The organism is Erwinia mallotivora, assembly GCF_000590885.1.
GTDB classification, from domain to species: Bacteria; Pseudomonadota; Gammaproteobacteria; order Enterobacterales; family Enterobacteriaceae; genus Erwinia; species Erwinia mallotivora.
On sequence record NZ_JFHN01000034.1, the window covers coordinates 112063 to 127506 of the forward strand.

The 15444-nt window shown below is 54.9% G+C and carries 6 protein-coding genes; 5 read left to right on the top strand and 1 reads right to left on the bottom strand.

The features are described from left to right. Window positions 1-68: 68 nt before the first annotated feature. The 5 genes from tcyJ to BG55_RS21380 all read left to right on the top strand — a co-directional run bounded on the left by tcyJ (window position 69) and on the right by BG55_RS21380 (window position 11577). The gene (gene tcyJ / locus BG55_RS06385) at window positions 69-872 is read left to right on the top strand and encodes a cystine ABC transporter substrate-binding protein (protein WP_034935636.1); all 804 of its coding nucleotides are present in this window, start codon (window positions 69-71) and stop codon (window positions 870-872) included. Beyond that, entirely contained in the window at window positions 872-1540 is a 669-nt protein-coding gene (gene tcyL / locus BG55_RS06390; RefSeq protein WP_034935638.1) for a cystine ABC transporter permease, read from the top strand. Before tcyJ ends, tcyL begins: the two co-directional genes overlap by 1 nt. Continuing rightward, window positions 1537-2286, top strand: coding sequence for an L-cystine ABC transporter ATP-binding protein TcyN (gene tcyN, locus BG55_RS06395; RefSeq protein WP_034935641.1), 750 nt, complete (start codon window positions 1537-1539; stop codon window positions 2284-2286). The genes tcyL and tcyN overlap by 4 nt, the downstream gene beginning before the upstream one ends. A 343-nt stretch (window positions 2287-2629) precedes the next feature. Then, window positions 2630-3703 carry an acyltransferase family protein gene (locus BG55_RS06400; protein ID WP_034935643.1) on the top strand — a complete coding sequence of 358 codons (1074 nt, stop codon included), beginning with the start codon at window positions 2630-2632 and terminating at the stop codon, window positions 3701-3703. An 833-nt stretch (window positions 3704-4536) separates the two neighbouring features. Continuing rightward, the gene (locus tag BG55_RS21380; RefSeq protein ID WP_052018720.1) at window positions 4537-11577 is read left to right on the top strand and encodes an inverse autotransporter beta-barrel domain-containing protein; all 7041 of its coding nucleotides are present in this window, start codon (window positions 4537-4539) and stop codon (window positions 11575-11577) included. Between the two features lie 266 nt (window positions 11578-11843). Here the strand turns inward: BG55_RS21380 and putA are convergent. Continuing rightward, window positions 11844-15444, bottom strand: a 3601-nt coding sequence (gene putA, locus BG55_RS06415) for a trifunctional transcriptional regulator/proline dehydrogenase/L-glutamate gamma-semialdehyde dehydrogenase (RefSeq protein ID WP_034935645.1), incomplete at its 5' end; no start/stop codon positions are given.

Genomic DNA, 15444 nt, shown 5'->3' on the forward strand with positions numbered 1-15444 from the left:
ACAGCTGGTATTAATCAGACTGGCCGCATAGATTCTGTCAGCATCTGATTAGCGAAATGGAGTTGTTTATGAAGCTTTCTCTCATCCGTCGTCAACTGATTATGGGGCTGATGTCCCTTTCTCTGCTGGCCGGGCTCTCTTCCGGCGCGCTCGCCGCTGATGAAAATCTGCTGAATAAAGTCAAACAGCGCGGTTCGCTGCTGGTGGGTCTGGAAGGCACCTATCCGCCATTCAGTTTCCAGGACAGCAATGGCAAGCTGGCCGGATTTGAGGTGGATTTCGCCCAGGCACTGGCACAGCATCTTGGAGTGAAGGCCAGCCTGAAACCTACCAAATGGGACGGAATGCTGGCCTCGCTGGATTCCGGTCGCATTGATGTGGTGATCAATCAGGTCACTATTTCCGATGAGCGGCAGAAAAAATATGACTTCTCAACGCCTTATACCGTTTCCGGTATCCAGGCGCTGACGCTGAAGAAAAACGCTGCGACCATCAATAAACCGGACGATCTGAGCGGCAAAAAAGTCGGTGTCGGGCTTGGCACCAATTATGAGCAGTGGCTGCGTGGCAACGTGAAGGGCGTCGATATCCGTACTTACGACGACGATCCCACCAAATATCAGGATCTGCGCGTGGGCCGTCTTGATGCCATTCTGGTGGACCGTCTCGCCGCCCTCGACCTGGTGAAAAAAACCGGTGACAGCCTCGCGGTGGCCGGTCCTGCTTTCTCCCGCCAGGCATCCGGCGTTGCGCTGCGTAAAAACAATCCTCAGCTGTTACAGGCTATTGACGCAGCCATTGCAGAGATGCAGAAGGATGGCACCATGACCAGGCTGTCAGAGAAATGGTTTGGCGTGGATGTGACGAAATAATGCAGGAAAGTGTTCAACTGGTGCTGGATTCAGCACCATTTTTATTGAAAGGGGCGCTGTTTACCCTGCAACTCAGCATTGGCGGGATGTTTTTCGGTCTGCTGCTGGGTTTTATGCTGGCGATAATGCGGCTTTCGTCGTTCTGGCCGCTGTCATGGGCTTCCCGCTTTTATGTCTCGATATTTCGGGGTACGCCGCTGATTGCCCAGCTGTTTATGATTTACTACGGCCTGCCGCAGTTTGGTATTGAGCTGGACCCGGTTCCCTCTGCAATGATCGGTCTTTCCCTTAACACCGCCGCCTATGCCTCTGAATCACTGCGTGGTGCCATTGCCGCCATCGAACGCGGCCAGTGGGAGGCGGCGGCCAGCATCGGCATGACCCGCTGGCAGACCCTGCGTCGGGTTGTTCTGCCGCAGGCTGCCCGCACGGCGCTGCCGCCCCTCGGCAACAGTTTTATCAGTCTGGTTAAAGACACTTCGCTGGCGGCGACCATCCAGGTGCCGGAGTTGTTCCGTCAGGCGCAGCTGATCACCTCGCGCACCCTTGAGGTATTCACCATGTATCTGGCTGCATCGCTGATTTACTGGGTGATGGCAACGCTGCTGTCGGTGTTACAGAGCCGGCTGGAAGAGCGGGTGAACCGCCAGGATCGGGAGGAAAAATGAGCGCGATAAGCGTCAGTCAACTGACAAAACAGTTCAACGGTCAGACCGTGCTGCACGGCATTGATATGGCGGTGGCGGCGGGGGAAGTGGTGGCGATTATCGGGCCAAGCGGCTCCGGCAAAACCACCTTATTGCGCAGTATTAACCTGCTTGAATCTCCCGACAGCGGGATTATCCAGGTGGGCGATATTCGCATTGATGCGGCAACGGCTGGCAGAGAGCGTGAGCGGGTACGCCAGCTGCGACAGCAGGTAGGATTTGTCTTTCAGAATTTCAATCTGTTTCCCCATCGCACGGTGCTGGAGAACATTATTGAAGGGCCCACCATCGTCAGAGGCGAGCCAAAAGAGCAGGCTGTGGCCCATGCGCGTCAGCTGCTGGCGAAAGTGGGCCTGCAAGGGCGGGATGCGAGTTTTCCGCGTCGTCTCTCCGGCGGGCAACAGCAGCGGGTGGCTATCGCCCGTGCGCTGGCAATGCGTCCGCAGGTCATTCTGTTTGATGAACCCACATCGGCGCTGGACCCGGAGCTGGTAGGCGAGGTACTGAATACCATCCGCGCCCTGGCTGAGGAGAAGCGCACGATGGTGATTGTCACCCACGAGATGAGCTTTGCCCGCGACGTGGCGGACAGGGTGATTTTTATGGACCAGGGGCGAATAGTAGAGCAGGGCGCGGCTGAAGCGCTGTTTACCACGCCGCAACAGCCACGCACCCGGCAATTCCTCGATAAATTCCTCAATTCATAACGACGATCGCCGGTTATCCGGCGGTCCTGTCCACCATTACCTGACTTCTGCTGCGATTACTCCCAAATATCTTTGAATGAAGGTGCAGAATATGGCACATAGCCTTTTTTTATTTGCAATACGCTCTTATTACTGCTGGTCACCGCTCAGTCTTTAAGAGTAACCTCATGGCCTTTTTCTCTGTAAAGGTAAATAATCTTAAAAATTGAGTTGGTATATTTAACCCGGCATTTTATCTGGTGCGATCTGTTAACTATCCGGGCCATGTAATTTTATCTGCTGCCGCTAACGTCAGCTGTTCCACATTTTATTATTTATCTGACTGAGGTGGTGGAGGGATAAAATGCATACTGCTGAGAGAGAAGAAATAGCCTGGATTAACAGCCTCAAAGGTGGCTGTATTTTGCTGGTGGTGCTCTGGCATGTCACCTTCCCGGGATATGCAACAACGGTTATACAGCTGAGTGCCGGATTTATTCCGGCCCGGCTCTGGCTGGCTGTTAATAATTATCTCGTACCACTGCGTATGCCGGTATTTTTCTTTGTATCTGGTTTGCTGGCAAGTCACGGTATTCTTCATCGTGACTGGAAACAGGTATTAACCGGCAGGGTGATTAATCTTTTTTATCTCTATTTTATCTGGGGAGTTATTCAGTGGCTGATCATCAGAGGCGTTTCAGGCCATATTATGGGCGGGCAATTATCGACCGGTAGCAATGCCGCCTGGGCAGAAACGCCACTGAAGTTTATGCGACTGATGCTGCTGGCGATGAGTTCCTGCTGGTATTTATATGCGCTGGGACTTTTCTTTCTGTTGGCTAAATTGTTTCGCCAGCAGAACGGTAGCTTACTGCTGATGGCGGTTGTGCTGAATTATGCCGCCGTGAGTGGAATTATTCCCGGCTGGGGACCGGCAAGCCTCGCGCAGTATCTGATTTTTTTCCTGCTGGGTGTTTTTCACAGCGATATGCTGCTGCGCTGGAGTGAAGGACGCCGCCGTAACCTGCCAGTCTGGCTGATGCTGGTGATACTGGCCGTTGCCCATCTGCTGCCGGGTCTTCGGCATAACCTGTTTCTCTCAGTGTTAAGCATTCTTTTCAGCATCGCCCTGTGCCGTCAGCTTAATCGATGGTTCACCCTGCGCTGGCTCAACTGGCTGGGTCGTAACACGCTGCAAATCTATGTTCTGCATCGTATCTTTATTGAATTCTTTGGCATGTCGCTGATGCGAATGGCTGCACGGTATCAGCTGTTTGCCGACAACGTTTTTTCACTGATCTGGGCGGCAGGTTTTCCCGTGGTGATGGTAACGATCTGTGTGGCCTGCTCGGTGGCGGCAGGGACATTACTCAACCGGGGCCTGGGAAGGCGTCTGTTTATTTATCCCACCTTACTGCACAGAAAATGCGATGTCTGAATCAGTACAGACTGCCGCATGATTTTCTGATGGTTTTTGCTGATTAAATGCACCCCTAACGGGGAGGGTAAAAATCAGGTTACGGCTATGCTTTGTTTTTTCTTTTATGCAACTCGTTAAATCATATCAGGATATATTTTTAGCAAAAAAACAATTATTAGTGGTTAATTGAAAGATTTCTGTTGAAACGGAATGATTTTTATTACTTCTTATTAAAAATCCGAAATCGTTTTGTTTTTGTTGTTATGCGGCTTTCTATGTCAGGTTGTCAGTCTGAATTAATTGTGTCACTATTTTACTAATAATGTTGGGGGCTGAGTATTATCTGGTACTGCCTGACTCCGCTTAAGTGGGGATGGGTGCACAAGTCCGTTTTTTTATTAAACAGATTGCAGCCTGCATTGCTATGTTGAAAGGCTTATTGTCTTTGTAGTCAGTAAGCAGGGAAGTGATAGCGTTAAAATATATACTGCTTTAAAACGAACGGGTAAATTTTTTAAAATTTCTTCGGATTTCACAAAATATCATCATCCATTTCAGGTTGGTTTTATTTTTGCTGGTTAGAATGTTCTGCTGTTAAGTTGGTCGGTTTTTCAGAAGAGGTTTTTGACATAAAAAACAGCTTTGCACATTGTTGGTTACTTTTTATCTGTATATTTTAATTTTTAAATTATTTATTTCATCTCACTCCTTATATTTTTTAACATTTTTTTGGGAGTCTCTGCCAGTTCCTCGTTTTATTAAAAATCAGCGTTTAACTGCTTGAGTAACTCTGGCGCGCACTCCTTTTTTTAATCTGCCATCCGCGGGTGGTTTTTCTATGGAGCTTATTTATGAAAATAGTTCGCAGGGATCATATTCCGGTTCGTATAAAACTATTTGCATGGCTTAATATTGGCGTACAAATTCTTTTTCCGCTTACGATGGCCTTTACTCCTGCTATCGCGGGTGCAGGAAGTAACGGTCGCCTTCTGTCCGGGTCACAGCAGACAACCCTGCAAACGCGTCCTTACACCCTTGGTGAGGGAGAAACTGCCGACAGCGTGGCTAAAAAATTCAATATGACACCAGAGGCGCTTAAGAAACTGAATCAGTTTCGTACTTTTGCCCGTGGTTTTGAACGCATTCAGCCCGGTGATGAGCTGGATGTGCCGCTGAATCCGCTACCTGAAATAAAATGGCACGAAGGGCCAACGTCGCCGCTCCAGGCGGACGCGCATTCGCAGACAGAAGAAAAAATCGCGCGTCATGCCACGCAGGCGGGAACGTTTCTGGCAAATCAACCGAACAGTTCCGCCGCGTCCTCACTCGCCCGCAATATGGCTTCCAGCGCGGCCAGCACAGAAATTCAACAGTGGATGAGCCGCTTTGGCACCGCACGCGTACAACTGGAAACAGATAAAAATTTATCCCTTAAAAACTCCCAGCTGGACCTGCTGGTTCCTTTGCATGAGCAAAATAACCGACTGATTTTCTCTCAAAGCAGTCTCCACCGCACTGATGATCGCACCCAGGCCAATTTTGGTGCGGGGGTGCGTCATTTCTATGATCAATGGATGTTAGGGGTGAATACCTTCTTTGATCATGACCTTTCGCAGGACCATTCACGCGCGGGGGCGGGCGTCGAATACTGGCGTGATTTTGTCAGGCTGGCAGTTAACGGCTATTTACGGCTGAGCGGATGGAAGGACTCCCCACACCTGACTGACTACCAGGCGCGTCCGGCAAACGGCTGGGACGTCCGGGCACAGGGCTGGCTCCCCGATATGCCACAGTTAGGCGGCAAACTGACATGGGAACAGTATTACGGTAATGAGGTGGCCCTGTTTGGTAAGGATAATCGTCAGCGTAATCCCCATGCTGTCACCGCCGGTGTGAACTATACCCCGGTGCCGCTGATGACCTTAAGCGCAGAGCAGCGCCAGGGGCGGGCGGGTCAGAATGACACACGTTTTGGTATGCATATGAACTATCAACTGGGTGTGCCATGGCGCGCCCAGACAGATCCCAACGCGGTAGCATCAATGCGTAGTTTGATGAACAGCCGTTACGATCTGGTTGAGCGTAACAATAATATTGTTCTGGACTATCGCAAGAAGGAGGTTATCAGTCTCAGGACCGCGCAGGTGTTGTCGGGCTATGCCGGCCAGCATAAATCTCTGGGTGTTGCAGTAAACAGCAAGTATGGTCTGGCACAGATCAACTGGAGCGCGCCTTCACTGATTGCTGCCGGAGGGAAAATTATCGACAGCAACGGCGACTACAAAGTGGTGTTGCCGGATTATCAGCCGGGGAAAGAGGGCATCAACGTCTGGCAGGTTGATGGCGTGGCGGTCGATCAAAAAGGCAACAGCTCAAAACGCACCCGCACCACGGTAACCGTAACCCAGGCGGCAATTGATACCCGCCATAGTTTACTGACACCTGCTGAAATTAACCTGCCAGCCGATGGTAAAACACAACAGCAGCTGCTGCTGAGAATCAACGATCGTGACGGTAATCCGGTTGATATTGATGCCAGTGAAATCAGCATGAGGAAAACGACCCAGCTGCGCACCGCCAGCGATGCCGTGGTGTCAGAATTTATTCGTCAGGCGGCGGGGGAATATGTCACCACGGTGACGGCCGGCACGCATCCGGAAGCCTTTACGCTGACGCCGGGTGCGCGTGATGCGGATTTCGCCTCGGCGAAAGTGACGCTGACAGCCGATGTCACCACCGCACTGATTAATTCTCTTGACGTGGTGCAGGATAACGCTCTGGCTGATGGCAGGGCCCAGAACATCATCAAAGCGACCGTGGTTGATGCACACAACAACCCTGTTGCTGGTCAGCAGGTTGCCTTCAGGGCAGGTAATGAGGCATCCATCGCCGGCGCGGTGGTCACCAGCGCGGAGGGTAGGGTTACCGTTCCGGTTACCAGCGTTCGTGCGGGAGAAACGACGATTACAGCCAGCGTTAACGACACGGCAAATAAAGAGATTAACGTCAGGTTCCAGCCCGATCACCATACGGCACAGGTCACAGAACATAATCTGAGTGTTCTGCCGACGGTTTCACTGGCGGACGGAAAAGAATCAAAAACGATCAGCGTTACCGTTACCGATGCTAACGGTAATCCGGTGCCGGGTCTGCCGGTTGCCTTCAGCGCCGACAATGGCGCTGTACCTGCTGATAACTCGGTAATGACTGACGCAGAAGGGCGCGCGGCAACCCTGATGAGTAGCAGGACTGCCGGTCTTTCCCGGGTAACGGCCAGTGTCAATAACAGCAAAGCGGTGCAGGAAACCACCTTTATCGGCAACAGTTCCACCGCACTGGTTACCGCTGTTGATGCGCTACCGTCGTCAGGCATTGCTGATGGTAAAACGGCTGTCATCATCAGGGCGTTGATCAAGGATGAGAATGGTAATTCGCTGGCTGATATTCCCGTCGACTGGAAATCCAACAAAGACGATAACATCGTCGCCGTCGGTCAGATTCAGACGCGAAGCAACAGTCAGGGAATAGCAGAAACAGCGGTAACCAGCACGCGTGCACTGACGGATGTGGTGATAACCGCCTCGACAAATGCCTCCGCCAAATCATCTGCGGCGCTCACATTTGTTGCAGATAAAAACAGTGCCCAACTGGCACAGCTGACCGGTGACAAAATGACATTTACCGCCAATGGCACAGATGCTGTGCGCCTCAGCGTTCGGGTTGAGGATGCAGGCGGTAATCCGCTTGGCGATATGAAGGTCGCGCTCAGCAGCGACAGGGGGGCGATAATCACCCCTGTGCAGCTGGTGTCAGACAGTGATGGAGTGGCTCATGCCATACTGACCGCCACCCAGGCCGGTGAGGTCAACGTTGTGGCCCGTCTTGATAATGCCGTCAGCAAAACGCTGTCGCTGCAAGCCGTGGCAGACACGCAGACCGCGACGGTCGGCGTTAAATCCAGTACCGCCACAGCGACAGCAGGTCAGAGTGAGCCGGTGGTGTTTACCGCTACCGTGGTGGATTCGCACAATAACCCTGTGGCGGATACCAGTGTGGCCTGGCAGTCGAGCCATAATCAGCTGAATCATGCGGTAAGCGTCACCAATGCACAGGGTGAAGCGGTGGTACAGCTTTCCGGTACAGAAGCGCAACTGACCACGGTCAGTGCGGTGCTTTACAACGGCAATAAGGGCGCGGCGCAGGTAACCTTTGGCCCGGCGGCTCCGGCACAGGAACAGAGTGAACTGACGGTGTCGCCTCAGACCATCACCGCAGATGGCCGTGCCAGTGCGTTGGCAACCCTGATCCTTAAGGATCGGTGGAATAATGCCGTTCCTGCTCAGTCAGTCAGTTGGTCCGCTGACGCGGACGCCGGTATCGTTTTTGCCGCCAGAGAAACCGGCAACGGCATCTATCAGGCCAGCGTCACCGGAACCCGTGAGGGGACCTGGCCGCTGACCGCCAGCAGTGGAAATGTTCATTTGCAGATGCCTTTGGGTTTGCTGGCCAGCCAGGACACGGCGGTGATTGACAGTGTCACTATCTTTGGCAGCAATACCGCAAAAGCAGACGGTGTCGGCAGGATAACGCTGCGGGCACAGGTTAAAGACCACAACGGCAACAGCAAACTGAAAGGTGTGGCCGTGGGCTGGGATACCAACCTTGGCACCCTCTCATCGCGCATCAGTACGACGGACGAAAATGGCGTGGCAGAAATCACCCTCAGCAGTCGTGCGGCGGGCCAGGCGCAGGTTGCCGCTATGCTCGGGGGCGGAACCGCAATGAAGGCCGACAGCGTGGCGAATTTCACCGCCGGAACGATCAATGCGGAGCAGTCACGCCTCAGCATATCGCCAGCCCGTATTGTGGCAGGAACGGAAAGTGCAACCGTCAGCGTCACGGCGAGAGATGTTGAGGGCAATCTGCTGCCGGGTCTGAAAAATAAAGTGCAACTCAGTTTCTCATCGGCACTGGACACCACGTTATCCGCGTTTACTGAGGTTTCAACAGGCGTTTACCAGGCGACGGTAAGTGGATTAAAAGCGGGCACCACAGAGGTCAGCGCAGCTGTTGATGGCGTGACCGTTACCCAGAAAGCCAGTCTGACCATTGTGGCAGACAGCACCGCAGCGATAGTGAAAGGCGCTATCACGGTATCGCCCACCTCCGCCACGGTGGGTGACACGGTAACCTACTCGGCCGTGCTTACTGACAGTCATGGTAATGCGTTGGGGGCGGGTATCCCTGTTACCTGGAGTGCCAGTGAAGGCAGCCGCTTACAGGCTCAGGTCACCCGTACGGATGATTCCGGCGTGGCCAGGGTGACGCTGACCCGACTGATCGCCGGGACGGCCAGCGTGGAGTTGATTCTCTCATCGGGTAGCACTGCTGCGCCGGATGTGGTGTTCAGCAGCGGGGAGGCGGATCAAAGCCGTTCAGAATTAACCCTTTCTCCGTCCGTTATCGTGGCGGGCAAAGAAACGGCTGAACTGGTGCTTATCCTGCGTGACAGTAATGGCAATCTGCTGTCAGGACAAAGCGTGAGCGGGCAGAGCAGTGATGCTGATGTCAGTGTGTCAGCAAGTCAACAAAGCAGCGATGCGCCGGGGCGTTACACCATGACCGTCAGCGGCAACAAGGCGGGAACGGCCACGCTTTCAGTGCAGGTGGGCAGCCAGACATTCAGCCAGACGCGAACGGTGACCATTACAGGTGACACCGACAGCTGGAGCATTGCGGAGGTCACGCCGGACAGGACCAGCCTGAGCGCGGGCGATACTCAGGGTGTGACTTACAGTGCAACCGTGGTGGACCGTCACGGCAACGTCCTGCCTGGTGTGGTGGTGTCGTGGCAGCTGAATGGACAGGCTGAAAGCTATGCGCCCACCTCAAGGACCGACAGCCACGGCGTGGCAAAAACCACCGTGTTAAGTAACACCGCGGGTCAGTTGCGGATGAATGCCTGGCTGGATGCCAACAATTCACTTCAGTCTGCAACGGTGAATGTCGTGGCAGGGGATATCAAGCTTGCCACACTGACCGCAGACAGAACCATGATCGGTTCCGATGGCAATGATGCGGTCACCTTCACCACCTGGCTGGAGGACAGCTGGGGTAATCCTGTTACCGGGAAAACCGTGGTACTTCAGGGAGCAGACAGCCTGCCCGGTTTCGAACTGAGTGCGGTGAAAGATCTGGGAGAGGGTCACTACGTTGCCACCGCAACCGCAACCACCAAAGGGGAAGTGACGATTTCTGCTCAGGTAGATAATAAAACCGTGGGCAATGCCGTTACGGTGACGGTTGGCGCTATCATTCCGGATCTGCGCTTTCCCAATGCGCAGCAGAACACCGCATGGACCAGTAATTTCAGTGAATCCCAGGCCGTAACCGGTATGCCTGAAGGTGTGCCGCAGATCTGGACGGTGTCGGATCCCACGGTGGCAACGGTGGATGACAATGGAAGGCTCACCCTGCTGAAGGCGGGAGAGGCCAGCGTTTCTGTCTATACGCCAGGTAATTCGCAGTACACCGCAGCGATGGCCAGTTATTATATCAGAGTGGCCAAAGCGGACCCGCAGCTGACAGCAGGAACCGGCGAGCCGATTACGGCGATGTGGCGTGACGGGGTGCAACGCACCATCACAGCCAGTTATGGTAACAGCGATGCGCAAAGGATGCTGACGCCCGAATATACCAGCCGGTCTTCCTCCGTTGTGACGGTTGATGACAGTGGCAGACTGACGGCGGTCAAGCCCGGTACAACGGTAGTCAGCGTCAGCACGCCGGAGACGGACCAGTTCCTGGCAGGAACATCGCAAGTCACCTACGTGCTGAACAGAGCTACTGTCGCGGTCAGTTTTGCCAACCGTGAGGTGAATACAACGGATCAGGTGGCCTTCAGCCTGCAAAGTCCAACCACAACATTTGGCCCTGAAGCGAACATCAGGTGGACATCAAGCAACGCCAGCGTGGTCAATGTCACCGCCGCTGGCGCTGTACAGGGCAATGTTGCTAAAGGCCAGGCACGACTGACGCTGGAGGTGGTGGATAACGACTACTACAGTGCCAGCACGGGTTACTATGACGTCAGGATCTATTCAAAACCATCGGTCAGCCTGGGTAACGTTTCTTACATCAGCCGGGGCAACAGTGGCAGCTCAGGCACCTGGACACCTGTTTTTGTCGATGACAGGCTTTCTGTCACCTGGGGATCTGACACATCCGATCAGTTCAGCAGAGCAGAAAGCGTGGCATTATTGCTGAAGGATTCCAGTGGCAACGTTCTGGAACAGGTTTTAGTTTCATCACCATCAGGCACCCATACCACCACCATCAATCCAAATGCCAGTTTGTGGGATAAGACAGTGTCAGTGGAGCTGGTTGCAAAAGGGTATGGTGACCTTGAAGAGATTAAGCGTTCTTCTGCTATTGCCGTCAGAAATCTGACACCTAATCAGATATGGAACTCATTTGTCGTGCGTTCTTACGTTGAAACGCGTACCTCAATTGGTACGGACTCTGCCTGTCAGAATACCTATTTAGGTGGAAATCACTGGAATAATGCGATAACAAAAGGCGACAGGGTCAGTTTTGGCGGTAAGCAGCTTATTTCCCCGATGAGAGTTGAGGCGAGAGTCAATGCGACGCAAAACAGCAGCAATATTGCCAGATCGTTCTCGCTGTCGCACAGCTCGGTAAGTACCGATCAGGCTCTCAACTTTGGTCAGGTGAATATTGCCAGTGATTGCTGGACCAATCACGTTGGTGGCTATCGGGTGATTATTGATGTCAATTACGCCGGGGAAAATTTCACCTACAATGCCCCTCAAAGTCATGGCTGGGGAGGAAATGGAGACGGAATGTATATCGACAGGGTTGATAATTTTTAATTAATAGCGGGCAATATTCTGCTGAACGTAACAGCGTTTATATTCAGTATTAACCCGTGCCAGTGAAATATCGGCCACAACGGTCGCCCTCTTTGAAGGGGACGACCGTTTCTTTATGTATGCTGCAACAGCCTCTACATCGATCGACTGTGAGAGTAAGCGATTATCCGGCGTGGATTTCCGGCTATCAACTGTTCTGTTGTCCTTTTCCTGCGCGTCCTCATTAGCTGTTTGTCCGGTGCTCTGGCTTTGGGTTATTTTTTCTGTCAGCCGATAGTCATCAAACTGGCATTGCCTCCCGCCGCCGCCGTATTGACGCTAATCGCCCGTTCGATCAGCAGACGCTCCAGCAGCAGCCCGGTATCACCCCGATCAAATCCCTGCACCGACACAATTGCCCCTTCGCGCGCTGCAACCTGCTGACAGACTTCACCCAGTTGATCGGCATCGCCGTGGAAAATCACCGCATCAAAGTGTTGTTGTAGCGGCGCGCTGGCGAAATCAATCCGCGCCCGCACCTCGTCGGGGAGCGCACTGCAAAGCGTGCGATGCAGCTCGTCGTCCTGCCACAGCGCACGGCTGCCGGTTGCCGTGATCGCTGCCAGCTGCACCAGCGCATCCTGCTCGTTATCGGCAAGCGCAAGCACGCGTTCCCGTGGCAGCAGTGTATAGCTGTTGCGCTCGCCGGTGGGGCCTGCCAGCAACCGCACCGTTCCGCTCTGAGCAAGCGCCGCGAAGCGGGTGCAGATGGCTGCCAGATGCGGTTTTTCTTCCGCCCAGGCGGTGAGCGCCTGGTGTGCACCCAACAGCGTGGCGCGCAGGGTGGTATCCGCTGGCAGCAGCGCGTCCTGTCTTTCCAGCGTGATGCGCAGTGCGTCATCGGGACGGCTGGAGAGCAGGCGGTAAAGATAGAGCGGACCACCGGCTTTCGGGCCGGTGCCCGACAACCCCTCACCGCCAAAGGGCTGGACGCCGACCAATGCGCCGACCATATTGCGATTCACGTAGAGATTGCCGACATGCGCCCGCTGACTGACCTGACCGATGGTTTCATCAATGCGCGTATGGATGCCCATCGTCAGGCCGTAGCCCTGGGCATTAATCTGTTCAACGAGCTGCGGCAGCGTGTTGCGACTGTAGCGCACCACGTGCAGGACCGGACCAAATACCTCTTTGTCCAGATCGCTGACGCTTTGCAGTTCAATCAGCGTCGGCTGGACAAAGGTTCCGCTCTGCCACTCTTTGCAATCCTGATCGCAGTTCAGCGCGGCCTGGTAAACCGACATGCCTTTACTGCGCATCGCGGCGATGTGCTGCTCAATGGCCTGCTTCGCCTCTTTATCGATCACCGGTCCGATATCGGTGGAGAGACGCTCGGGATTGCCCATCCGGCATTCGCTCATCGCACCCCGCAACATCTTCAGCGTGTGCTCTGCCACATCATCCTGGATACAAAGCAGGCGCAGGGCGGAACAGCGCTGCCCCGCACTGTCAAACGCAGAAGCGAGAATATCGATAACCACCTGCTCAGTCAGCGCGGAGGAATCGACGATCATCGCATTCAGGCCGCCGGTTTCCGCGATTAAAGGCACGGGACGTCCCTGTGGATCCAGCCGGCTGGCCAGCGTGCGTTGTAACAGGCTGGCAACGGCGGTGGAGCCGGTAAACATCACGCCGCGCACGCGCGAGTCGGCAGTCAGTCGTGCGCCCACCGTTTCTCCCTCACCGGGCAGCAGTTGCAATGCTCCCCGTGGCACGCCCGCGTCGTACAACAGCTGTACCGCCAGCGCGGCGATAAGCGGCGTCTGCTCGGCGGGTTTTGCCAGCACGCAGTTGCCCGCCGACAGCGCAGCAGCAACCTGACCGGTGAAAATAGCCAGCGGAAAATTCCACGGACTGATACAGACCACCGGTCCCAGCGGCCGATGGGTTTCATTATCGAAATCGTCACTGACCTGAGCGGCATAATAATGCAGAAAATCGACCGCTTCGCGCACCTCGGCGATGGCATTGCTGAAGGTTTTGCCCGCCTCGCGGACCAGTACGCCCAGCAGATGCTGTAACTGGTTCTCCATCAGTCCGGCAGCCCGATGAAGGATTGCCGCGCGTTCCTGCGCTGGCGTGGCGAACCAGATTGGCGCGGCGTTGACGGCGGCGTCCAGCGCGGTATCAACGTCTGCCGTGCTGGCATGGCGCACATAGCCGACCACATCGGTCGGCTCTGCCGGGTTGATCACCGGCAGCGCATCACCCGGTGAGGTAACGCCGTCAATCAGTGGGGCCACCTGCCAGGGCTGGATGGCGCTGTTAAGCAGTGCGCTGGAGAGCGAGGCCAGACGGTGTTCGTTAGCCAGATCCAGACCGGCGGCGTTCTGTCGCTGCGCGCCGTAGATATCACGGGGCAGGGGAATACGGGGATGGGGCAGACCGATGGCACCCTCGCTACGGGCCAGTTTTTCCACTTCGTCCACCGGACAGGCCACCAGATCTTCCACCGCCAGCGAGGTGTCCGCTATACGGTTAACAAACGAGGTGTTGGCACCGTTTTCCAGCAGGCGGCGAACCAGATACGCCAGCAGGGTTTCATGGGTGCCGACCGGCGCATAGATCCGACAGGGACGGTTAAGTTTGCCATCGGCCACTTTGCCCACCACCTGTTCATACAGCGGTTCGCCCATGCCATGCAGACACTGAAACTCATATTGCCCCGGATAGTAGTTATTGCCCGCCAGCTGATAAATGGCCGCCAGGGTATGGGCGTTATGGGTGGCAAACTGCGGGTAGATCAGATTCGGCACCGCCAGCAGCTTACGGGCGCAGGCGAGGTAAGAGATGTCGGTATAGACTTTACGGGTAAACACCGGGTAGCCTTCCAGCCCCTCCTGCTGCGCGCGTTTGATCTCGCTGTCCCAGTAAGCCCCTTTAACCAGTCGCACCATCAGCCGACGTTGGCTGCGGCCTGCCAGGTCGGTCAGCGCATCAATCACCAGCGGACAGCGTTTCTGATAGGCCTGAATAACAAAGCCGATGCCGTTCCAGCCTTCCAGCTCTGGCTCAAAACAGAGTTTTTCCAGCAGATCCAGCGACAGCTCCAGCCGGTCGGCCTCTTCCGCATCAATATTGATACCAATGTCGTAGGAGCGCGCCAGCAGGGTCAGTGATTTCAGCACCGGCCACAGCTCGTTCATCACCCGCTCATACTGCCCACGGCTGTACCGGGGATGCAGGGCAGAGAGTTTGATCGAAATGCCTGGCCCCTCATAAATGCCGCGCCCGTTGGAGGCTTTGCCAATGGCGTGAATGGCCTGCTGATAAGAGAGCAGATACGCTTCTGCATCGCGGGCGGTCAGCGCCGCTTCCCCCAGCATGTCGTAGGAATAACGAAACCCTTTCTCTTCCAGTTTGCGGGCGTTGGCCAGCGCTTCCGCAATGGTTTCCCCGGTGACAAACTGCTCGCCCATCAGGCGCATCGCCATGTCCACGCCTTTGCGGATCAGCGGCTCACCGCGCCTGCCAATAATGCGGTTCAGCGAGTGGGAAAGGTTCGCCTCATTGTGGGTGGCGACCAGCCGACCGGTGAACAGTAGCCCCCAGGTGGCGGCATTAACAAACAGTGAACGGCTGCGGCCAAGATGGGACTGCCAGTTACCGTTGCTAATTTTGTCACGGATCAGGGCATCACGGGTTGGCTTGTCCGGGATGCGCAGCAGGGCTTCGGCCAGACACATCAGCGCAACGCCTTCCTGTGAAGAGAGCGAGAACTCCTGCAACAGGTTTTGCACCATACCGGCGCGGCCGCCTGCACCTTTCTGGTGCCGCAGGGTGTCGGCCAGCTGATGGGCCAGCCGGTAAGTTTGCTGGCTGGGT

Coding starts and splice junctions, on each gene's coding strand:
- tcyN (WP_034935641.1), top strand. CDS start 1,537: ATGAGCGCGATAAGCGTCAGTCAACTGACAAAACAGTTCAACGGTCAG.
- BG55_RS21380 (WP_052018720.1), top strand. CDS start 4,537: ATGAAAATAGTTCGCAGGGATCATATTCCGGTTCGTATAAAACTATTT.
- tcyJ (WP_034935636.1), top strand. CDS start 69: ATGAAGCTTTCTCTCATCCGTCGTCAACTGATTATGGGGCTGATGTCC.
- tcyL (WP_034935638.1), top strand. CDS start 872: ATGCAGGAAAGTGTTCAACTGGTGCTGGATTCAGCACCATTTTTATTG.
- BG55_RS06400 (WP_034935643.1), top strand. CDS start 2,630: ATGCATACTGCTGAGAGAGAAGAAATAGCCTGGATTAACAGCCTCAAA.